Genomic DNA, 21772 nt, shown 5'->3' with positions numbered 1-21772 from the left:
GGCGGTTCCTGGTGACAGAGGGAGCAGCGCGATGCGGTTCCGGACGAGTGACCTCACGGGCCCCGGTTACGGCCGGCGCCGGCACGGCGGCGGTTTCCGCTACCTCGACACCAAGGGCCGGGCCCTGCCCGCCGGCCCGGAGACGCGGCGCGTACGTGATCTCGTCATCCCGCCGGCCTGGCAGGACGTGTGGATCTCGCCGTATCCGAACGGCCACATCCAGGCGGTCGGCACGGACGAGGCCGGCCGACGCCAGTACCTCTACCACCCTCTGTTCCGGGAGCGGCAGGAAGCGGCCAAGCACACGCGGATCCTGGAGGTGGGCGCGGCCCTGCCCGAGGTGAGACGGCAGGTCGGCAAGGGTCTCGAAGGCCAGGGCCTGAGCCGGGAGAGGGTTCTCTCGCTCGGTGTCCGCCTGCTCGACCTCGGCTTCTTCCGCGTCGGGGACGACCGGTACGCGAAGACCAACGAGTCCTACGGGCTGATCACCGTGCGGCGCCACCAGGTCACCTGCAGCCGGGGCGCGGTCGGCTTCGACTACGCGGCCAAGAGCGGCCGCCGCTACTGCCGCGAGATCGTCGACGCCCAGGCCTACACGGCCGTCCGGGCGCTGCTCCGCCGCGGCGACGACGACGATCACCTCTTCGCGTACTGGGAGTCGCGCCGCTGGCACCCGATCGACGCCGGTGACCTGAACGCGCACCTCCGCGGTCTCGCGGGCCTCGACATCACCAGCAAGGACTTCCGGACCTGGCACGCCACGGTGCTCGCGGCGGTCGCGCTCGCCGTGTCGGCCGACGTGGCGGGCACCTCGCCGAGCGCCAGGAGGCGGGCCTCCGCACGGGCGGTCAGCGAGGTCGCCGGCTACCTGGGCAACACACCGTCGGTCTGCCGGGCCTCCTACATCAACCCGCGCCTGTTCGAACTCTTCGACGAGGGAAGGACGATCGCCCCCGCTCTCGCGTCCCTGGGCTCCGTACCGGTGGCGGGCGCGCTGGCCACACAGCCGGTGGAGGAGGCGGTCCTTCGGCTGCTCAGCCGTTAGGCGCCGCGCCGCCGAAGTGCGCTGTGCCACGAGGGACCGGACAGTGGGGAAGGTCGTCCGTTGCGGGGGCCGAAGCAGAGGGAGCGTGTGGATCGTGGCGAAGGACAAGGACAAGGACAAGAAGCTCGGCAAGGGTGACAAGGTCGCCTGGAGCAGCCATGGGCAGACCGTCCCCGGCAAGGTGAAGAAGAAGATCACGGGCCGCGCCGAGGTGGCGGGCCGCACCGTCGACGCCTCGAAGGACGAACCACAGTACGAGGTCGAGAGCGACAAGTCCGGCCGCAACGCCGTCCACAAGCCCGGGTCGCTGCGCAAGAGGAGCAGCGGTTCATGAGTGGCGGCAGGACCGACACGGATCGGGCGGACACGGTCAAGGATTTCGGCGAGGCCGTCAACATGACGCCCGGCGCCCTTGAGAAGTGGCTGGACACGGACGACTCGAAGAGCGTGGGCCAGTCGGACGGCGACGGCGAGAGCGTGGGGCACGCCTCCGGGCGCCGTATCGTCCGCCTGCTGGAGAAGAAGAAGGCCGACCTGACGGACGACGACGTCGCCCATATGCGCAAGGTCGTCGGCTATGTGCACCGCCACCTCAAGCAGCGCCCTTCCGGTGATGTCACGAACACTCGGTGGCGCCACTCGCTGATGAACTGGGGCCACGACCCCAAGTCGTAGGCGCCGACGTAGCCGCAGGGGTCGTGGGACGACGATGCCCGGGCCGGTCCAGGTGGACCGGCCCGGGCATCGGCTTGCCCTCAACCCTCGGCGAACCGGGGGATCAGACCAGGTCGAAGCGGTCCGCGTTCGAGACCTTGACCCAGGCCGCGACGAAGTCCTTCACGAACTTCTCCTTCGCGTCGTCGCTCGCGTAGACCTCGGCGAGCGCGCGCAGCTCGGAGTTCGAGCCGAAGACCAGGTCGGCGCGGGTGCCGGTCCACTTGACCTCGCCGGTGGAGGCGTCCCGGCCCTCGAAGGCCGTCTGGTCGGCGGAGGTCGAGCTCCACGTCGTGCCCAGGTCCAGGAGGTTGACGAAGAAGTCGTTCGTCAGGGTCCCGGGGGTGTCCGTGAAGACGCCGTGCGAGGACTGGCCGTGGTTGGCGCCCAGGACACGCAGGCCGCCGACGAGGACGGTCAGCTCGGGGGCGCTCAGCTTGAGCAGGTTCGCCTTGTCGAGCAGCAGGAACTCGGCCGGCAGGCGGTTGCCCTTGCCGAGGTAGTTGCGGAACCCGTCGGCGGTCGGCTCCAGCGCGGCGAACGACTCGACGTCCGTCTGCTCCTGCGACGCGTCGGTGCGGCCCGGCGTGAAGGGCACCTCGATGTCGACGCCGCCGTCCTTGGCGGCCTTCTCGACGCCCGCCGCACCGGCGAGCACGATCAGGTCGGCGAGCGAGATCTGCTTGCCGCCCGTCCGCGCGGAGTTGAACGACTCCTGGACGCCTTCGAGGGTGCGCAGCACCGAGGCCAGCTGGTCGGGGTTGTTGACCTCCCAGCTGCTCTGCGGCTGCAGACGGATACGCGCGCCGTTGGCGCCGCCGCGCTTGTCGCTGCCACGGAAGGTGGAGGCGGACGCCCACGCGGTGGACACCAGCTCGGAGACCGTGAGGCCCGAGGCGAGGATCTGGCTCTTGAGCTCGGCGATGTCCGCCGCGTCGACCAGCTCGTGCGTGACCGCCGGGACCGGGTCCTGCCACAGCAGGGTCTCCTCCGGGACCTCCGGGCCGAGGTAGAGGGACTTCGGGCCCAGGTCACGGTGGGTGAGCTTGTACCAGGCGCGGGCGAAGGCGTCCGCGAACTGGTCGGGGTTCTCGTAGAAGCGGCGCGAGATCTGCTCGTACGCCGGGTCGAACCGGAGCGCGAGGTCGGCCGTCAGCATCTTCGGGGCGTGGCTCTTCGACGAGTCGTGGGCGTCCGGGATCGTGCCCGCGCCGGCGCCGTCCTTCGCCACCCACTGGTTGGCACCCGCGGGGCTCTGCGTCAGCTCCCACTCGTACTCGAACAGGTTCTTGAAGAAGCCGTTGCTCCACTGGGTGGGCGTGCTCGTCCAGGTGACCTCAAGGCCACTGGTGATGGTGTCGCCGCCCTTGCCGGTGCCGTAGCTGCTCTTCCAGCCCAGGCCCTGCTCCTCGAACGAGGCGGCCTCGGGGTCGTCGCCGACGCTCTCCGAGGGGCCCGCGCCGTGGGTCTTGCCGAAGGTGTGACCGCCCGCGATCAGGGCGACAGTCTCCTCGTCGTTCATCGCCATCCGGCGGAACGTCTCACGGATGTCGCGGGCCGAGGCCAGCGGGTCCGGGTTGCCGTTCGGGCCCTCGGGGTTGACGTAGATGAGGCCCATCTGGACGGCGCCGAGCGGGTTCTCCAGCTCACGGTCGCCCGTGTAGCGCTCGTCGGCGAGCCAGGTGGTCTCGGGACCCCAGTAGACGTCCTCGTCGGGCTCCCACACGTCGGCGCGGCCACCGGCGAAGCCGAAGGTCTCGAAGCCCATCGTCTCCAGGGCGACATTGCCGGTGAGGATCATCAGGTCGGCCCAGGACAGGTTCTGGCCGTACTTCTTCTTGACGGGCCACAGCAGACGGCGGGCCTTGTCGAGGTTGACGTTGTCCGGCCAGCTGTTCAGCGGCGCGAAACGCTGCTGGCCGGCGCCGCCGCCACCGCGTCCGTCACTGATGCGGTACGTGCCCGCGCTGTGCCAGGCCATACGGATCATGAGCGGCCCGTAGTTGCCGAAGTCGGCGGGCCACCAGTCCTGCGAGGTCGTCAGTACCTCGGCGATGTCACGTTTGACCGCGGGAAGGTCGAGGCTCTGGAACGCTTCCGCGTAGTCGAACTCCTCACCGAGGGGGTTGGAGACGGCGGGGTTCTTGGCAAGGATCTTCAGGTTGAGGCGCTCGGGCCACCACTGACGGTTGTCTCCGCCCTGGGTCGGGTGCGGGGCGCGACCGTGGGCGACCGGGCAGCCGCCCGACTCCTGCGGCTCAGGGTCCGTGACGATCGCGTCATGGTTCTCGGTCATGGGAAATCCTTCCGAACGGGTGGTTCGCATGCTCAGGAACTGAGGGTGGTGGAAGCGGTGGCACAGGAGGGGCACAGGCCCCAGTAGATGACCTCGGCCTCGTCGACCGAGAAGCCGTGGTCCTGCGACGCGGTGAGGCAGGGAGCGTGACCGGTCGCACAGTCGACATCGGCCACGACTCCGCACGACCGGCACACGAGGTGGTGGTGGTTGTCCCCGACGCGTCCCTCGAAAAGAGCCGGACTGCCGGGCGGTTCTATGCGCCGGACGAGTTTCGCCGTGGTCAGCGCGTGCAGCGCCTCGTACACGGCTTGAAGTGAGATGTGGCCCACGCGGGCCCGTACCTCGGTGGCGATCGCCTCGACACCGAGATGATCACCGTCCCGGACGGTTTCGAGCAGCGCGACACGGGCGGCCGTCACTCGCAGGCCGGCACCGCGCAGCTCCTCGGCGGTGGTCGGAGTCCTGGATGCGGTCATGGACCCAACCTACTGACATAAACACGAACAGTTCAAGTAAATGAACGGTACAGGTTTAGGTGCGTGGGCCTGGTGTGCCGTTCACCGTCCGGTGGGTGTATCGGCGCAGGTCAGTAGTGGCCTTGTCCCGCAAGGGCCGTGGCTCGGTAGGGGCGGCGATTCGCTCTGCGGGCCCGGTGGGGGCCGGCCGCGCGGTTCCCGCGCTCCTGAAGGGCGCGGTACGGGCCGGGCTCAGTAGACGTCGCGGACGTACCGCTTGTCCGACGCGAGCTGCTTGACGTAGGCGGCGGCCTCGGCCTCGCTCAGCCCGCCGTGGGTGACCGCGATGTCCCGCAGGGCCCGGTCGACGTCCTTCGCCATACGGGAGGCGTCGCCGCAGACGTAGAAGCGCGCGCCGTCCTGGAGCCACGACCACAGTTCCGGCCCGTGCTCGCGCAGCCGGTCCTGGACGTAGACCTTGGCGCGCTGGTCGCGGGAGAACGCGGTGTCCAGCCGGGTGAGGGTGCCGTCGGCCAGGAAGCCGCCGAGCTCCTCCTCGTAGTAGAAGTCGGTCGCCCGGTGCTGCTCGCCGAAGAACAGCCAGTTCCGCGCCCGGTGGCCGAGGGCCCGCCGCTCCTCCAGGAAGCCGACGAAGGGCGCGACCCCGGTGCCGGGCCCGACCATCACCATGGGCGTCGCCGGATCCGCCGGGGGCCTGAAATGCGGGGAGCGCTGTACGAACACCGGTACCGGCGTGCCCGGTTCGGCGTCGGCGAGGAACGGTGAGCAGACACCGCCGCGGGCCCGTCCGCCGAGGTTCTCGTACCGCACGACGGAGACCGTCAGTGACACGAGGTGGGGGTCGGTGAGCGGGCTGGACGATATGGAGTACAGGCGGGGCCGGAGGCGCTTCAGGACTCCGGCCCACTCCTGGGCACTCGCCCGCACGGGGTGCTCGGCGAGCACGTCGACGGCCTGCCGCCCCCAACTCCACTTGGCGAGACCGTCCTTGTTGTCAGGACGCAGCAGCCTCTTCAACTCCCGGTTGTCACCGGTGCGTTCGGAGACGAAGCGCAACAGGTCGGGGGAGATCCTGGTGATGTCGAGATGCCGTCCGAGAGCGTCGGCGACGGACGTGTGGCCAACTCCGCCGATCTCCAAGGCGGTTGAGGCGTCGAGCCCGGCCACCTCCAGCCATTCGGCCACCAGTGCGGGCGAGTTGAGCGGCCGGACCCCGAGCGCGTCCCCGGCCTCGTACGTCAGCGGGGTGTCGCCGCCCCGGGTGTCGAAGGTGAACCGGCGAACCTCCTTGCCCGCGCCGGGCAGGCTGAGCAGCCGGTTCCCGACGAGCCGCGCGGTGACGGCGGCGGGCTTTCCCGACGGGGCGGGGGCCGGTGCGGCAACGGGTGCCCCGGTGGGCTCCTGACCGGGTGCGAGCGCGCTGACCACCTGGTCGAGCCAGGCCTGAGCGGACGGCTCGTAGTCCGGCTCGCAGTCCGTACGCGGAGCGAGCCGGACCCCGCCCAGCTCGTCCAGCCGCTGGTCGAGCCGGCGGCCGTGCCCGCAGAAGTCGTCGTACGAGGAGTCGCCGAGGGCCAGCACCGCATAGCGCACGCCGTCCATGCGGGGCGGCTCGGGCAGGTCCAGGGCGGCCCAGAAACCCGAGCCGTTGTCGGGCGCGTCCCCGTCGCCGAACGTACTGGTGATGAGCAGCAGATCCGCGCCCGGCGGCAGCGCGCGCGGGTCGGCGTCGTCCATGCCGACGAGCGTGGCCTTGTGGCCGGTGGCGGTGAGCTTCTCGGCGGCCACGAACGCGAACTCCTCGGCGTTGCCGGTCTGCGAGGCCCACAGGACGACGACTTCGCGGAGGGGGGTGGCGGGGGTGATGGCCCGCGGGGTGTCCGCCGCTCGCGAGTACATTCCGGCGAGCACACCGTTCACCCAGAGCGCGTGATCCGGGTCGAAGGGCGCGTCCGGCGGAAGCACGGGCACACCGGCAGCACCGGCGGGAAGCCCGGCGAGAAAGCCTGTGAGGTACTGACGCTCGCAGGAGGAGAGGACGGGCGGAGCACTCGGCTCCAGCCCGAAGACGCTCCCGGCGGCACCGATGATCGCAGCCCCTCCGGCCGCCGTACTCTCAGCCCTTCCGGCGTTTGAGGAGCGGGGGTCTGGGGGCAGCGCCCCCAGCGGGGAGGAAACCCGAGTCACAGCCACCGCACACACCTTCAGCTCCGGCTGAAAAGACACAGGATCAACGGCGTCACTGGTGACGGCATTGACGCTCAGATACTCCCCGAACAGGTCGTTCCAGTGGAACGGCGCGAACAGACACCCCACTTGCACCCGGTCCGTCACGACCGCGGGCAGCACGGCCCGCCCCCGCCGCGAGGCGACCTCGACGCGGTCCCCGTCACTCACACCGAGCACGGCCGCGTCCTTGGGGTGCACCTCCACGAACGGCCCGGGATCGAGCTTGTTGAGCTTGGCCACCCGCCCCGTCTTGGTCAGGGTGTGCCACTGGTGCTGGAGCCGACCGGTGTTCAGCACGAACGGGAAGTCGTCGTCGGGCAGTTCGGCGGCCGGCATGTGCGGCCGGGCATGGAACACGGCCCGCCCGCTCGCCGTGGGGAAAACGGGGCCGCCCGACTCCACGTACCGGATCGGGTTCCGGTCGGGCCCCTCCTCGTCCGCGGCCGGCCACTGCACGGACGTGCCCCGCAGCCGCTCGTACGTGACACCCCGCAGGTCCCACCCGGTCTTCGGGTTCCAGGCGCGCTTGATCTCCTCGAAGACCTCCTCCGCGCTCTCGTACGAGAACCCCTTCTCGTATCCCATCTCGCAGGCCACGCGCGCGATGAGCCGCCAGTCCGCGAGTGCCTCGCCGGGCGGGTCGACGGCGGGCCGGGCGAGCGTGAGGTTGCGCTCGCTGTTGACGAGGACGCCCTCGGTCTCGGTCCACATCGCGGCGGGGAGCACGACATCGGCGTACGCGTTGGTCTCGGTCTCGGCGAACACGTCCTGCGTGACGACGAATTCGGCCGCTTCGAGGCCTTCGATGACGGTCCGGCGGTTGGCCATCGAGGCGACGGGGTTGGTGCAGATGATCCAGCAGGCCTTGATCTCGCCGTCGGCCATCCTCCGGAACATCTCGACGGTGCCCTTCCCGGCCCCGTCGGCCCGGAGGGTGTCGGGCGGCAGCTCCCACAGTTCCTCGACGAAGGCACGCTCGTCGTCGACGAGCACGGACCGCTGTCCGGGCAGACCGGGACCCATGTAACCCATCTCGCGGCCGCCCATGGCGTTGGGCTGCCCGGTGAGGGAGAAGGGCCCGGACCCCGGACGGCAGATCGCGCCGGTCGCGAGATGCAGGTTGACCAGGGCGTTCGTGTTCCAGGTGCCGTGCGTGGACTGGTTGAGGCCCATGGTCCACAGGCTCATCCACTCGCCGGCCTCGCCGATCAGCCGCGCGGCCGCACGGATGTCGTCCTCCGGGATGCCGGTGAGCTCTGCGACGGCGGCGGGCGGGTAGTCGGCGAGGAAGCCGGGCATGGCGTCCCAGCCCTCCGTGCGGTCCGCGATGAAGCCGGGGTCCGTGTGCCCGTTCTCGTGCAGCAGGTACAACAGCCCGTTCAGCAGGGCGAGATCCGTACCCGGCTTGATCCGCAGGTACAGATCGGCCTTGTCGGCGGTGGCGGTGCGCCGCGGGTCGACGACGATCACCTTCGCGCCCGCCGACCTCACCCGGTCCATCATCCGCAGGAACAGGATCGGATGGCAGTCGGCCATGTTGGAGCCGATGACGAGGAAGACGTCCGCCTTCTCGAAGTCCTGGTACGAGCCGGGCGGCCCGTCGGCCCCCAGTGACAGCTTGTAGCCGGCGCCCGCGCTCGCCATGCACAGCCGGGAGTTCGACTCGATCTGGTTCGTCCGCACGAAGCCCTTGGCCAGCTTGTTCGCCAGGTACTGGGCCTCCAGGCTCATCTGCCCCGAGACGTAGAAGGCGAAGGCGTCGGGGCCGTGCTCGTCGACGACCGCGCGCAGCCGCCGCGCGGTCTCGGCGATCGCCGCGGCCACGGGCGCCGGTTCCGGCTCGGTCCCGCGGTCCGTCCGTACGAGCGCGGTGGAGAGCCGTCCGGGAGCCGCCAGCATGTCCGCGGTGGTCGCCCCCTTGGTGCACAGCCGCCCGCGGTTCGCCGGGTGCGCCTTGTCCCCGGACGCCTTCAGGACCGTACGCCGCCCGTCGGGGCCCATCCCGATGTCGAGGACCATGCCGCAGCCGACGCCGCAGTACGAGCAGACCGTGCGAACCTGGGACGTGGGGGAGGTCGTGCTCACACGCTGCCTTTCTCCGGCTTTCACGGGGCTCCGACTGTACGAATTGCCCGTTACGCCTGTGTCACGTGGCGCGATCATGAGGGGTTACACCCGTCACACAGTGCTGGCAGGCCCGGTGTGAGGGCCCCGAATCGTTACGGTCTGTCGGCTGCGGACCGTGTCGCATTGGGCCGAACGGGTGACCATGCGCAACAATGGCCGCTGCAGCCAACCAGCACGACGCTGCGGGCAATCAGCACGATTCAGGGCACGACAGGGCGGGGGGAGCCGGTGAACAGCCACGACGTCACCGATGAACAGTGGGAAGGGCTCGCCCAGGTAGTTCCTCTGCGCGGCCGCGACGCCTGGCCGTCGGCGGTGGGCCATCGGGCGCTCCCCGACGCGGAGACAGAGACGCGGCGCCGCTTCGTGGTGCTGCGGATCAACATCTTCGCGGACGCCCGCGAGGTCGCCGAGACCCTGATGGCCGGTATCCCGGTCCTCCTGGACCTCACCAGCGCCGAGACGGACGTCGCCAAGCGCGTACTCGACTTCAGTACGGGAGTGGTCTTCGGCCTCGCGAGCGGGATGCACCGGGTCGACAAGAACGTCTTCCTGCTGACGCCGCCGGGGACCGAGGTCGCGGGACTGATGCAGGGGGCCGGGATCCCCGGCGTGTGACGTTCCCGGCGCGGACGGTTTTTGGCGCGGACGTTCTCGGCGTGGGCCTTACCGGCAACCGCTGGGACCGGATCCCCCGATCGTAGGAAGGTCCGCGGACGAAACGGTTCGGCCTCGCGGCGGAGTCCTACCGTCCGGATATGACCGTGTCTCCCCGCCCTCCTGAGGGCGAAAAGATCACGCCGTTCCCCGCGCCCCTGACGGGGCCGGGTTCGTCGTGGCTCATCAGGGGCGCGGGGCGCGACGCGGCCGGCCGCGACGGAGCCGCGGACTCCCGCGAGCCCCAAGCGGAGGCGCACCCGTTTCGTCCGGACCGGCCGAGCGTCACCGAACTGAGGCTGTCCGCGTTCGCCGCCCACCGCGGCGCCGGATTCCCGCTGGGCCCCCTCAGCCTCTTCTCCGGGCCCAGCGGCAGTGGAAAATCGAGCGCCCTGCACGCGTACGAGGCACTGGCCCGGCTCGGCGGCGGAGCCGAACTGGCCGAGGTGTTCCCGGACCCGGCCGCCTGTGTGCCCGAGCGGGCCCGGCCCGACGCCCAGCGGCGCCGCGGGTTCCGTATCGGCTGTACGGCGGACGGCCCCGAGGGCCCCGTACGGCTCGACGTGGCCGTGCAGGCCGAGCCCGAACTGCGCATCGCGGGCGAGCGGTTGACCGCCGGCGGGCTCACCCTGCTGGAGACGGCTCTGCGGGACCCGAGCCGCAGGGCGGTGCAGGCGGCCTGGCACACCGCGGGCTCGTCCGCGGTGACGAGGGCGCCGCTGCCCGACGACCGGCTCGGCACCGCGCTCCTGCCACTGCGGGTCGCGGGCCGGACGGACGGCCAGCGCCGAGTCCTCGCCGCCGCCGAGCAGATGGTGGTCGCCCTGCGCTCGGTCTTCGTCTGCGACCCGCTGCCCCGCTCCATGCGCACCGACGTGCCGCTCGGCGCGGGCCGGCTGCTGCGTGGCTGCGACAACCTCGCCGAAGTGCTGTGGCGTACGCGCTCCGAGTGCGGGCGGCGGCACGGGCTGCTGGTCGACGCGGTACGGGCGGGCTGTGCGGGCCCGGTGCGCGACGTCCTGGCGGAGATCGCGAGCGGTGGGTCGGACGCCACCGTCCGGGCGCTGCTGGACCGGGGGGACGGTCTGCGGACACCGCTCGGGCGGCTGGGGAACGGGGAGTTGCGGTATCTCGCGCTGGCCCTGGTGCTGCTCACCGGGCCCGGCGTGCTGGAGGTCGACCTGGCGGGGGAGGTGCCCGCGGCGCTGCAGACGCTCACCGTGCTCGTCGACGGTTTCGACCGCGATCTGGACGCACGGCAACGGGAAGGGCTCGTACGGCTGGCGGCCCGGATGTGCGAGCGCGGGCACATCCGGCTGGTGGGGGCCGTGAGCGACGCGTCCTGGGCGGCGGGGGTGGGTGGGGTGACGGTGGTAGACCTTGAACCGTGACCGAACTTGATGTGTCGACACTGCAGCGCCGGCTGACCGCGTTCGCCGAGGCGCGGAACTGGCAGCCCTATCACACGCCCAAGAACCTCGTCGCCGCGCTCAGCGTGGAGGCGTCCGAACTCGTCGAGATCTTCCAGTGGTTGACGCCCGAGGAGTCGGCCCGGGTGATGGACGACCCGGAGAAGGCGCCACGCGTGGCGGACGAGATCGCGGACGTGCTCGCGTACTTGCTCCAGTTGTGCGAGGTGCTCGGGGTCGACGCCCTGGCCGCGCTCGACGCGAAGATCGACCGGAACGAGCGGAGGTTCCCGGTGGGGGAGTGACTTGATCGCGGCCGGCTGCCGTCGCCCGGCCGCAGCCGGATCGCGGCTGTCGTCATCCGATTGCCGCGATCCGGCTGCGGCCGTCCGGCCGCCGTCATCTGCCTGGCTCTGCCAACTTCACCAACTGTGCCCAACTCCCCGACTGCGCAAGGGAAAACGAACCAACAGTTCCGATTGTCACTCTCCGGAGTTGTCGATCTATCAGAATTCGATTCCGTGTCCGCAGATTTCAGACTTCCTCTGGCTTTTCGTCCCGAGGCACCTCACTCTGGGTAGTGGCAGGCGGAGTTCGGGTAGGCGTGTGCACAACACGTCGGGACAGACGGGGACAGCGCATGGATGCGGTGCGGCTCATCGGCGCGAGCAGGTGTGCCCTGATGCAGAGCGGCGACGCCTCCGAGACCATGGCGGAGGCCTGGCAGGCCTCGGCCCTCGCCCAGGCGATAGGCAGTCGCCTGGCCGTGTCCGGACCTCCCGAACTACGGGGCGAGGCACTGGGGTTGACGGAGCTGGCCGGCCGGGGGTGCGGGGTGCTGGACGCTCCGGCGCTCGATGTCAGCGACTTACGGGCCGCGCAGCTGACCGAGCTCGGTGACGCCCGGGGGGCGCTTCTCGAACTCGGGGGGTTGCTCGGTGAGGTCGGGATCGTCCTCGTCGGCATAGCCTGCGCGGCTGCGGACGAGGCGACGTACTGGCAGTGCATGGAGGCCATCGACGCGGCGGACGAGTCGCGGGACCGGGTGCTGGAGATGTTGCGAAGACTCGCGGTGCGGGATCAGGGGGCGGCGGCGGGGTAGGGGGCGGGGTGTTTTTCGCCCCCGCCGCCCCTACCCTCCCCCATCGTCACTGCATGGGGCTGCGCCCCTCGCCCCCGTATCGCGCTGCGCGCTCGTCCTCAAACGCCGGACGGGCTGGAAGGTCCTCGGCCGCCGGCCCCCGAGGCAGGGACGGGTAGGGGCGGCGGGGGCGAGGGGAATCAGGGGCGGTCGGACGGGTCGGTCGGGGCCGGCTGGTGGGGGCCGGACTGCTGGAGGTCGGCGTCGAGTTGTGACAGGTCCGCGTTGAGCGCCGCCATCAACTCCTCCATCTGCTGCAGCAAACCCTTCGGCTGCGACGAGGGAACAGTTTCCTGGGACATGACGGCCTCCTCGGCCTACACCCTCCCGCGCCGGGGAGCGGCGGACGCCGGCCGGTCCGGGTCCGCCCGAGCCAACGATCACCGCACAGGCGGGTCACTGCCGCGGACCCGCGCCGTGCGCGAGGTTGACGGATTTCACCCGACCGGGGACACGGGCCACCGGCGGTACCGATGGCGCCCGACGGTGTCCGACCGTGCAGGATGGAGGCATGGATCTTCGAATCTTCACCGAGCCCCAGCAAGGGGCGACCTACGACACCCTGCTCGCCGTGGCGAAGGCCACCGAGGACCTCGGCTTCGATGCCTTCTTCCGCTCGGACCACTATCTGCGCATGGGGTCCGTGGACGGCCTCCCCGGCCCGACGGACGCCTGGATCACCCTCGCCGGACTCGCCCGCGAGACCAAGCGGATCCGCCTCGGCACACTGATGACCGCCGGTACCTTCCGCCTGCCCGGCGTCCTGGCGATCCAGGTCGCCCAGGTCGACCAGATGTCCGGCGGCCGGGTCGAACTGGGCCTGGGCGCAGGCTGGTTCGAGGAGGAGCACAAGGCGTACGGCATCCCGTTCCCGAAGGAGAAGTTCGCCCGCCTGGAGGAGCAGCTGGCGATCGTCACCGGGCTGTGGGAGACCAAGGCCGGCGAGACCTTCACCTACGACGGCACCTACTACCAGCTCACCGACTCGCCCGCGCTGCCCAAGCCCGCGCAGTCCAGGGTGCCGGTGCTCATCGGCGGCCACGGGGCGTCCCGTACACCTCGTCTCGCGGGCCGGTACGCGGATGAGTTCAACATGCCTTTCGCGTCCGTCGACGACAGTGAGCGGCAGTTCGGCCGGGTGCGGGCCGCCGCGGAGCAGGCCGGCCGCAAGGGCACCGACCTCGTCTACTCCAACGCGCTCGTCGCCTGTGTGGGCAAGGACGACGCCGAGGTGGCCCGCCGGGCGGCGGCGATCGGCCGTGAGGTGGACGAGCTGAAGGCCAACGGCCTGGCGGGTTCCCCGGCCGAGGTCGTCGACAGGATCGGCCGTTTCGCGGAGATCGGTTCCCAGCGGATCTACCTCCAGATCCTGGACCTCGACGATCTGGACCACCTGGACCTCATCTCCTCCCAGGTCCAGTCCCAGCTCTGAGCGACAGTGCCCCGCCTGTGCCCGTCCGTCCGCTCCCCGGCGGGGCCCCGCATCGTCAACGCTCGGCGAGCAGACCCGCGTCGTGCGCCAGCACAGCGGCCTGTACGCGGTTGGCGCACCCGGTGCGGGTCAGGATCCTGCTGATGTGCGCCTTGACAGTGCCGGCGCTCAGATACAGCCGGGCGGCGATCTCCGTGTTGGACAGACCGGTGCCCAGCAACCGCAGCACATCCCGTTCGGCCGGGGTCAGTTCATCGGTCCTGCGCAGGGCGGCCTCGGTGTCGCGGCCGGACCGTATCTGCCGTTCCAGCAGCCGGCGGGTGATGCGGGGCGCCAGGACCGGTTCACCGTCGGCGGCGAGCCGCACGGCGCGGATCAGCTCGGCGGGGCCGGTGTCCTTGAGGAGGAAGCCGCTCGCCCCGGCCCGCAGGGCACGCGTCACGCTCGCCTCCTCGCCGAACGCCGTCAGCATCACTGTGCAGGTGCGGGGCGAGAGCCGGGCGATGTCCTCGGCGGCCGCGATCCCGTCCGTGCCCGGCATCCGGAGGTCGAGCAGGGCCACATCGATGTCCTGGGCGCGGCACGCCGCGACGGCTTCCAGGCCGTCGCCCGCCTCGGCCACCACCTCGATGTCCTCGGCGTTCTCCAGGATCAGCCGGATTCCGGCACGCATCAGCGCCTCGTCGTCGGCGACCAGAACTCGGATCATCGGCTCATCTTAGGGTCGCTGTCATCAGCAGGAACAAGAGGAAGCCCACGGTCGGCAGGACCACGAGCACCGCCGCGCAGCCCGCTCCGAGGACGCGCGGCCAGGTCAGGACCTCGTCCGAGCCCGGAAGCGGCGACCGGCTCCAGTCCTGCGAAGGTTGCGCTGTCTGCGCTGTCTGCGCTGTCTGTGCGGCTTGTGCCGCTTGTGTGGTCGCGGGCCCTGCGGGCCCTGCGGGCGCGGGCCCCGCGGGCACGCCTCCGCCGGACTGGGGCGGCAGCCAGGCCGCCACGCGGAAACCGCCGTTCGTCAGGGGACCCGCCTCGAACCCGCCGCCGAGCAACGAGATCCGCTCCTGAAGACCGGCCAGCCCACTGCGGGTTCCGCCCCGGGAAGGGTCCTCCGTACGCGGCACGCCGTTGGTGACGGACACCTCGATCCCGCCGCCCGCGTTCCTGACCTCCACCCGGGCGGGCGCGCCGGACGCGTGTTTCAGGACGTTCGTCAGTCCTTCGCGGACCACCCGGTGGATGGCCTGGCGGGTGCGGTCGCCCAGCACCGCCGAGTCGGGCACGGACCAGTCGAGTTCGAAGTCGCCGCCCGTCCGCCGGGACTCCGCCACCAGAGCCGTGACGTCCTCCCGCGTACCCCGCTCGCTCCCGGACCCGTCCGCCCTGTTCGCCCGGTCCGCCACGTCCGTCATGTCCGCGTGGCGCAGCACTCCGAGGATCTCGCGCAGTTCCTCCATGGCCGTGCCGGCGGTCGTGCGCAGCAGCTCCGCCTGCCCGGAGAGGGGAGGCGACTGGCGCGCGGCGGCGAGTTCCAGTGCCCCGGCGTGCATCGAGATCAGGCTCAGCCGGTGTCCCAGGAGATCGTGCATCTCACCCGCGATCCGGTTGCGTTCCTCCAGCCGGGCGGCCGAGGCGCTCAGCGAACGGGCCTGTTCCAGATAGGCGTTGCGTTCCCGCAGCAGGTTCACCAGGAGTCGGCGCCGCCCCAGCAGGGTCCCGGCGAGGGCGGGGAGCAGGAGGAGCAGCACCGAGTTGACCGCGCTGCCCGCCAGTTCCTCCGCCAGGTCCTCCCACCGGGGGATCGCCCGGACGACGGTCAGCACGCCCACGACGGCGCACGCCGTCCAGGCGACCTGCCACGCGCGCCGCGTCGGAGCGATACGCCGGGTGGCGGACAGCATGATCAGAGCCACCGGCGCCAGCGTCCATATGTTGTGACCCACCAGCAGCACGGACACGCACAGGACCGCGGCGACCGGCCGGCCCCGCCGCGCGGCGACGATCAGCGTCGCCCACAGAGCTTCGAGCACCGCCAGGACGGGCCGGTCCGGCGGCACCAGCAGCAGCGGTATCAGCCCTAGGGCGGCGGTGAGGACGCACAGCAGCGCCTCGGCGAGGACCGTACGGCGCGGAACGGTACGCACGGCGGCCCGGCTCCGGGCCGCCGCGTGCCGTATCCGCCGAGACACGTCGGACACCTGACTCATGATCACTCCTGCTCCTGCCCCCACTCCTGCCCCACCCCTGCCCTGCTCCTGCCTCGCTCCCACTCCGGATCCCGAACGCTGCCGTCATGCGCCCGGATGCTGCTGTCACGCGCCCGAACGCTGCTGTCACGGCTGTCACGCGCCTGGACGCAGTCGCAGTCGCAGCTCCGCCCGCAGGGCCGCGGTGTCCACCCGACCGCCCGCCCGCAGCAGCCGTACGACCGTGCCCTCGCCCTCGCCCTCGCTCTCGGCCCCGGCTCCGACCCCGGCCTCCGCCTTCGCCTTCGCCGAGGGTTCGTCGAGGAGTGCGGCCAGCAGGTGGACCGTACCCACCGTGGGGGAGCGGTGCTCGGCCGCGGTGAGCTGGGCGACCGCCATCACCTTGTGGGAGGCGGCGGAGAGCCGAACGTCGGTGGCATCGGCGATATCAGCTGCATCCACATCCGGCGCCGGATCGGAGGCGATCGCCGCGAGGGTCAGCGGAGCCTGCCGCACCCCGTGACGGCGCAGCAGGGCCGCGGCGGAGTTGGCCGCCGCGAGGTCCCCGGGAAGCGACCGTCCGGCGACGGACAGGGCCCGGTCCAGGGCCAGTACACCCAGCAGGAGATCCACGGGTTCGGCCGCGGCGCGCCCGCACCGTACCGCCTGCCGTACGGCCTCGACGGACACCGCGAACAGGACCGGCGAGCCGTTCTGGGCGGCTCCCGCGGTCCATGACGTGAACGCGCGGCTCAAGGGGTTGCCGGACTTGCCCAGAGTCCCGGCCCGGCGGAGCAGGGTGACGCCGCGGGACTCCGGTCCCTCGCTCCGCGCCGGGTCGTCGGAGCGCAGCGCGTCGAGCGCCGTCGCCGCGTCGGCCGGGTCCAGGCCCCGCAGCAGCAGCGCCTCACGGGCCCGCCCGCCGGGCAGGTCCACCAGGGCCCGCGCCACGTGCCGGCAGCGCACCGAGATCGTCCCCTCGGCGCGGGCCGCCTCGATCGCGAGCAGCAGACAGGTACGCAGCGCCCCGCTCATCGCGGGCACCACCGGCGCCCGGTCGCCGCGCGGGGCGGATGCGCGCGAGCCGAGTCCGAGACGCCACCGCGCCTCGCGCCAGGCGGTGTCGACCTCGGCCGCGTCGGATTCGGCCGCGTCGGCCTCGGTCGAGTCGAAAGAGACCGCGTCGAGATAGGCCGCGTCGGCGAAGGGCGCGTCGCCGCTCGTGTCGTCGTCGCTCGCCCAACCATGGCCCGCCCGGCCGGAGATCAGCCCGCTGAGCGCACCGGCCCGGCGCATGCCCGGGGCGATCGCCGCCCCGGCGTCCGTGTCCCCCATGACGAGCGCGGCCAGCACGGTCTCGGTACCCACGGCCGTCGCCTCGCGCCTGACCGCGCCACGCAGTGCTTCCACGAGCAGGTCCATGACGTCGGGCTCCAGTTCCGTGGTCGCCCCGGTCGTCGTTCGCTGATCCATCGAATGGTCCCCTCGGGATGCGGTGGCCTGCGGTGGCCCTCCGTGGTCTCTGGTGCGAACGACGCTAGGCGCGCACCCCCGAGCACCGCGTCGGCCGACTGTCCAACCCCGCGGTCCGAACGGCCAGGGAAAGGAACCTGGGCAAGAACCCGGTCAAGGAAAATGCCTGCGTGCGACGGCGATGTCCGCTGTACGTTGGGCGGGCGCGCCGACACGGCAGGTTCCCGCAGTTCAGAAGACGTTTTGAGGCAGATCAGTGTTCCTTGCGATCAGTACCACCGGCGCCCCGGAGCGCCCCGCGACCGACCTCGGCTACCTGCTGCACAAGCATCCCGACAAAACGCAGGCGTTCTCGACCTCCTACGGCGAGGCCCACGTCTTCTACCCGGAGGCGAGCGCCGAGCGCTGCACGGCGGCGCTGCTCCTGGAGCTCGACGCGGTGGCACTGGTCCGGCGCGGCAAGGGCAAGGGCCGCGGCGGAGCACCGGACGCGGCCCTCGCGCAGTACGTCAACGACCGCCCGTACGCGGCGTCCTCGCTGCTCGCCGTGGCGCTGAGCAGCGTCTTCTCCAGCGCCATGAAGGGCACCTGCCAGGCGAAGCCGGAACTGCCCGCACGCCCGCTGCCCCTGCGCGTCGAGGTGCCCGCACTGCCCGCCCGCGGCGGCGCCGATCTCGTACGCGCGCTCTTCGAGCCGCTCGGGTGGGCGGTGAGCGCGGAACCGGTGGCGCTGGACACCGAGTTCCCGCAGTGGGGCGACTCGCGGTACGTGAGCCTCGTACTCGAAGGTGAGCAGCGCCTCGCCGACGCGTTGCGGCACCTGTACGTCCTGCTGCCGGTGCTCGACGACGCCAAGCACTACTGGGTCTCCTCCGACGAGGTGGACAAGCTGCTGCGGGCCGGGGAGGGCTGGCTGCCGGACCACCCGGAGCAGAAGCTGATCACCAGCCGCTATCTGTCGCGCCGCTGGTCGCTCACCCGGCAGGCCATGGAGCGGCTGGAACTCGTACGGCTCGCCGAGACGGACGACAGCGCGGTCGAGGAGATCGACAACGCCGTCGACGAGCGGACGGACACCGAGGAGGCCCCCGTACCGCTCGCCGTCCGGCGGCGGGACGCGATCGTCGCCGCGCTGCGGGCGGCCGACGCCGCCCGGGTGCTCGATCTCGGCTGCGGACAGGGCCAGTTGGTGCAGGCGCTGCTGAAGGACACGCGCTTCTCCGAGATCGTCGGGGTCGACGTGTCGATGCGGGCCCTCATCATCGCCTCGCGGCGGCTCAAGCTGGACCGGATGGGGGAGCGGCAGGCCGAGCGCGTCAAGCTCGTCCAGGGCTCGCTCGCGTACACCGACAAGCGGCTCAAGGGGTACGACGCCGCCGTGCTGAGCGAGGTCGTCGAGCACCTCGACCTGCCTCGGCTGCCCGCCCTGGAGTACGCGGTGTTCGGCTCCGCGCGCCCCAGGACCGTCATCGTGACGACACCGAACGTCGAGTACAACGTCCGCTGGGACACCCTCCCGGCCGGCCATGTCCGGCACAGCGACCACCGCTTCGAGTGGACACGTGAGGAGTTCCGGGCCTGGGCGGGCACGGTGGCCGAACGGCACGGCTACGGCGTGGAGTTCGTACCGGTCGGACCCGACGACCCCGAGGTGGGACCCCCGACCCAGATGGCCGTTTTCACCATGACCACCACGACCACCGCAACCGCCACGCACGCGAGGACCACCACGACCGCCAAGGGCGCGAGCGACACGAAGGAGGAGAAGGCCGCATGAGTGCCGACAACGCAACCACCACGTCCGATGGCTCCAGGGCGCGTACGCTGCCCGTGACCGACCTCTCCCTCGTCGTGCTGATCGGCGCGTCCGGCTCGGGCAAGTCCACCTTCGCCCGTAAGCACTTCAAGCCGACCGAGGTGATCTCGTCGGACTTCTGCCGGGGCCTCGTCGCCGACGACGAGAACGACCAGAGCGCGAGCACGGATGCCTTCGACGTCCTGCACTACATCGCGGGCAAGCGGCTCGCGGCGGGCCGGCGCACCGTCGTGGACGCGACCAGCGTGCAGTCGGAGAGCCGCAAGCAGCTGATCGACCTCGCCAGGAAGCACGACGTGCTGCCCATCGCCATCGTGCTCGACGTGCCCGAGGAGGTGTGCGCCGAGCGCAACGCCTCACGCACCGACCGCGCCGACATGCCGCGCCGCGTCATCCAGCGGCACATCCGCGAACTGCGGCGCTCCCTGCGCCAGTTGGAGCGTGAGGGCTTCAGGAAGGTGCACATCCTGCGGGGTGTGGAGGAGGCCGAGACCGCCGAGGTCCGCACCGAGAAGCGGTACAACGACCTGACCCACCTCACCGGCCCGTTCGACATCATCGGCGACATCCACGGCTGCGCCTCCGAACTGGAGTCGCTGCTCGGCAAGTTGGGCTATGACGACGGCGTGCACCCCGACGGTCGTACGGCCGTGTTCGTCGGCGACCTCGTCGACCGCGGCCCGGACTCCCCGGGCGTCCTGCGCCGGGTGATGTCCATGGTCGGCTCGGGCAACGCCCTGTGCGTACCGGGCAACCACGAGAACAAGTACGGCCGCCACCTGAAGGGCCGCAAGGTCCAGCCCACCCACGGCCTCGCCGAGACCATCGCGCAGATGGAGGGGGAGAGCGACGAGTTCAAGCAGCAGGTACGGGAGTTCGTGGACGGGCTCGTCAGCCACTACGTCCTCGACGGCGGCGGCCTCGTCGTCTGCCACGCGGGCCTGCCGGAGAAGTACCACGGCCGTACGTCGGGCCGGGTGCGCTCGCACGCGCTGTACGGCGAGACCACCGGCGAGACCGACGAGTTCGGGCTGCCCGTGCGTTACCCGTGGGCCGAGGACTACCGGGGCCGGGCGGCGGTCGTCTACGGCCACACACCCGTGCCGGAGGCCACCTGGCTGAACAACACCATCTGCCTGGACACCGGAGCCGTGTTCGGCGGCAAGCTCACCGCGCTGCGCTGGCCGGAGCGCGAACTCGTCGACGTACCGGCCGAGCGGGTCTGGTACGAGCCGGTCAGGCCGCTGGCCTCCGAGGCGCCGGGCGGTCACGAGGGACGGCCGCTCGACCTCGCGGACGTGCACGGCCGCCGGGTCGTCGAGACCCGGCACGCGGGGCGGGTCGCCGTGCGCGAGGAGAACGCGGCCGCGGCCCTGGAGGTCATGAGCCGCTTCGCCGTGGACCCGCGCCTGATGCCGTACCTGCCGCCGACGATGGCACCCACCGCCACCTCGCGGGTCAAGGGATACCTGGAGCACCCCGCCGAGGCCTTCGAGCAGTACCGGGCCGACGGGGTCGCGCGGGTCGTGTGCGAGGAGAAGCACATGGGGTCGCGGGCGGTGGCGCTGGTGTGCCGGACCGCGGAGACCGCACGCGGGCGGTTCGGATCGACGGCCGGGGTCACCGGGGCGCTCTACACCCGTACGGGCCGCCCCTTCTTCTCGGGTTCGGCGGATTCGGCGGCTTCCGGGGAGGGTTCGGCGGCGGGGGTCTCCCTCACCGAGGAGATCCTCGGGCGGGTGCGGGCCGCCGTCACGGAGGCCGGCCTGTGGGAGGAACTGGAGACGGACTGGGTACTGCTCGACGCCGAGCTGCTGCCCTGGTCGCTCAAGGCCTCCGGGCTGCTGCGCTCGCAGTACGCCGCCGTGGGCGCCGCGGCCGGGGCGGTGTTCCCGGGAGCGATCGCCGCGCTGGAGGGAGCGGCGGCCCGTGGCATCGAGGTCGGGGACCTGCTGGCCAAGCAGCGGGAACGGGCCGCCGACGCGGCCTCCTTCACCGACGCCTACCGGCGGTACTGCTGGCCCACGTCCGGCCTGGAAGGCGTGCGGCTCGCACCCTTCCAGATCCTCGCCACCCAGGGCCGGAGCCTCGCGGCCGTGCCGCACGACGAGCAACTCGCACTGATCGACCGGCTGGTGACGGCCGACCCGTCCGGGCTGCTGGGCACCACCCGACGTCTCTTCGTCGACACGGACGACCCGGCGTCGGTGCGGGCCGGGGTCGACTGGTGGCTGGAGATGACCGGCCGCGGCGGTGAGGGCATGGTCGTCAAGCCCGTCCAGGCCGTGGCACGCGCCGGGAACGGCCGACTGGTCCAGCCGGGCGTCAAGTGCCGGGGCCGCGAGTACCTCCGGATCATCTACGGCCCGGAGTACACGCGCCCCGAGAACCTCGACCGGCTGCGGGGGCGCTCCCTCAACCACAAGCGCTCGCTCGCGCTTCGCGAGTACGCGCTGGGGCTTGAGGCGCTGGACCGGCTCGCCGAGGGGGAGCCGCTGTGGCGGGTGCACGAGGCTGTGTTCGGGGTGCTGGCGCTGGAGTCGGAGCCGGTGGATCCACGGCTGTAGGGCTTTTCCCGCCCCCGCCGCCCCTGCCCTTCCCGTCACGTACTCGGGGGCGCTGCCCCCGAACCCCCGGTCCTCAAACGCCGGACGGGCTGAGATGACGCCGGACCGGCGGACGTCTTTCAGCCCGTCCGGCGTTTGAGGACAACGGGGGCGAGGGGGCGCAGCCCCCATGCAGTGACGATGGGGGAGGGTAGGGGCGGCGGG

General features: G+C 71.5%; 17 protein-coding genes. 10 read left to right on the top strand and 7 right to left on the bottom strand.

The features are described from left to right. Nucleotides 1–31 precede the first annotated feature (31 nt). From OHS59_RS12075 to OHS59_RS12065, 3 genes are all read left to right on the top strand, one after another. Nucleotides 32–1045: a DNA topoisomerase IB gene (locus OHS59_RS12075; protein ID WP_328493409.1), complete on the top strand. Its 1014-nt coding sequence runs from the start codon at nt 32–34 to the stop codon at nt 1043–1045. A gap of 94 nt (nt 1046–1139) precedes the next feature. Continuing rightward, entirely contained in the window at nt 1140–1379 is a 240-nt protein-coding gene (locus OHS59_RS12070) for a DUF2945 domain-containing protein (RefSeq protein ID WP_328493408.1), read from the top strand. After that, nucleotides 1376–1720 carry a DUF3140 domain-containing protein gene (locus tag OHS59_RS12065; protein WP_328493407.1) on the top strand — a complete coding sequence of 115 codons (345 nt, stop codon included), beginning with the start codon at nt 1376–1378 and terminating at the stop codon, nt 1718–1720. The genes OHS59_RS12070 and OHS59_RS12065 overlap by 4 nt, the downstream gene beginning before the upstream one ends. Nucleotides 1721–1823: 103 nt before the next feature. On the opposite strand, the gene katG is transcribed toward OHS59_RS12065, so the two are convergent. The 3 genes from katG to OHS59_RS12050 all read right to left on the bottom strand — a co-directional run bounded on the left by katG (nt 1824) and on the right by OHS59_RS12050 (nt 8782). Next, on the bottom strand, nt 1824–4055 hold the full coding sequence (gene katG / locus OHS59_RS12060; protein WP_328493406.1) for a catalase/peroxidase HPI: 2232 nt from the start codon (nt 4053–4055) through the stop codon (nt 1824–1826). A gap of 32 nt (nt 4056–4087) precedes the next feature. Continuing rightward, nucleotides 4088–4534 (bottom strand): Fur family transcriptional regulator, encoded by a 447-nt coding sequence (locus tag OHS59_RS12055; protein WP_328493405.1) that lies wholly within the window; start codon nt 4532–4534, stop codon nt 4088–4090. 231 nt (nt 4535–4765) lie between these two features. After that, the gene (locus OHS59_RS12050) at nt 4766–8782 is read right to left on the bottom strand and encodes a molybdopterin-dependent oxidoreductase (RefSeq protein ID WP_443061625.1); all 4017 of its coding nucleotides are present in this window, start codon (nt 8780–8782) and stop codon (nt 4766–4768) included. Nucleotides 8783–9118: 336 nt separating this feature from the next. Between OHS59_RS12050 and OHS59_RS12045 the strand changes: the two genes are divergently transcribed. The 4 genes from OHS59_RS12045 to OHS59_RS12030 all read left to right on the top strand — a co-directional run bounded on the left by OHS59_RS12045 (nt 9119) and on the right by OHS59_RS12030 (nt 12058). Beyond that, nucleotides 9119–9508: a cell division protein SepF gene (locus OHS59_RS12045; RefSeq protein WP_328493403.1), complete on the top strand. Its 390-nt coding sequence runs from the start codon at nt 9119–9121 to the stop codon at nt 9506–9508. Nucleotides 9509–9648: 140 nt separating this feature from the next. Further along, a complete protein-coding gene (locus OHS59_RS12040) occupies nt 9649–10938 on the top strand; it encodes an ATP-binding protein (protein WP_328493402.1) in 1290 nt (429 codons plus the stop codon). After that, complete coding sequence (locus OHS59_RS12035) at nt 10935–11261, top strand: nucleotide pyrophosphohydrolase (RefSeq protein WP_328493401.1); 327 nt, start codon at nt 10935–10937, stop codon at nt 11259–11261. Before OHS59_RS12040 ends, OHS59_RS12035 begins: the two co-directional genes overlap by 4 nt. A 335-nt stretch (nt 11262–11596) precedes the next feature. Beyond that, nucleotides 11597–12058: a DUF6099 family protein gene (locus tag OHS59_RS12030; protein ID WP_328493400.1), complete on the top strand. Its 462-nt coding sequence runs from the start codon at nt 11597–11599 to the stop codon at nt 12056–12058. 179 nt (nt 12059–12237) lie between these two features. Here the strand turns inward: OHS59_RS12030 and OHS59_RS12025 are convergent, their stop codons facing one another. After that, nucleotides 12238–12399: a hypothetical protein gene (locus tag OHS59_RS12025; protein ID WP_328493399.1), complete on the bottom strand. Its 162-nt coding sequence runs from the start codon at nt 12397–12399 to the stop codon at nt 12238–12240. A gap of 209 nt (nt 12400–12608) precedes the next feature. On the opposite strand from OHS59_RS12025, the gene OHS59_RS12020 reads away from it, so the two are divergent. Next, on the top strand, nt 12609–13529 hold the full coding sequence (locus tag OHS59_RS12020; RefSeq protein ID WP_328493398.1) for an LLM class F420-dependent oxidoreductase: 921 nt from the start codon (nt 12609–12611) through the stop codon (nt 13527–13529). A gap of 55 nt (nt 13530–13584) precedes the next feature. Here OHS59_RS12020 and OHS59_RS12015 read toward each other — a convergent pair whose 3' ends face one another. The 3 genes from OHS59_RS12015 to OHS59_RS12005 form a co-directional block, all read right to left on the bottom strand. Beyond that, nucleotides 13585–14238, bottom strand: a complete 654-nt coding sequence (locus OHS59_RS12015) for a response regulator transcription factor (protein ID WP_328493397.1) — start codon at nt 14236–14238, stop codon at nt 13585–13587. Nucleotides 14239–14242: 4 nt separating this feature from the next. Continuing rightward, on the bottom strand, nt 14243–15733 hold the full coding sequence (locus tag OHS59_RS12010; protein ID WP_328493396.1) for a sensor histidine kinase: 1491 nt from the start codon (nt 15731–15733) through the stop codon (nt 14243–14245). A gap of 135 nt (nt 15734–15868) precedes the next feature. Continuing rightward, entirely contained in the window at nt 15869–17185 is a 1317-nt protein-coding gene (locus tag OHS59_RS12005; protein WP_328493395.1) for a Clp protease N-terminal domain-containing protein, read from the bottom strand. A 256-nt stretch (nt 17186–17441) separates the two neighbouring features. On the opposite strand from OHS59_RS12005, the gene OHS59_RS12000 reads away from it, so the two are divergent. After that, on the top strand, nt 17442–18962 hold the full coding sequence (locus OHS59_RS12000) for a 3' terminal RNA ribose 2'-O-methyltransferase Hen1 (protein ID WP_328493394.1): 1521 nt from the start codon (nt 17442–17444) through the stop codon (nt 18960–18962). After that, nucleotides 18959–21568, top strand: coding sequence for a polynucleotide kinase-phosphatase (locus OHS59_RS11995; protein ID WP_328493393.1), 2610 nt, complete (start codon nt 18959–18961; stop codon nt 21566–21568). Before OHS59_RS12000 ends, OHS59_RS11995 begins: the two co-directional genes overlap by 4 nt. Nucleotides 21569–21772 lie beyond the last annotated feature (204 nt).

Source organism: Streptomyces sp. NBC_00414, assembly GCF_036038375.1.
Taxonomy (GTDB): domain Bacteria; phylum Actinomycetota; class Actinomycetes; order Streptomycetales; family Streptomycetaceae; genus Streptomyces.
The sequence above is the reverse complement of the archived record's forward strand: the minus strand, read 5'-3'. Positions and strand labels throughout refer to the sequence as shown.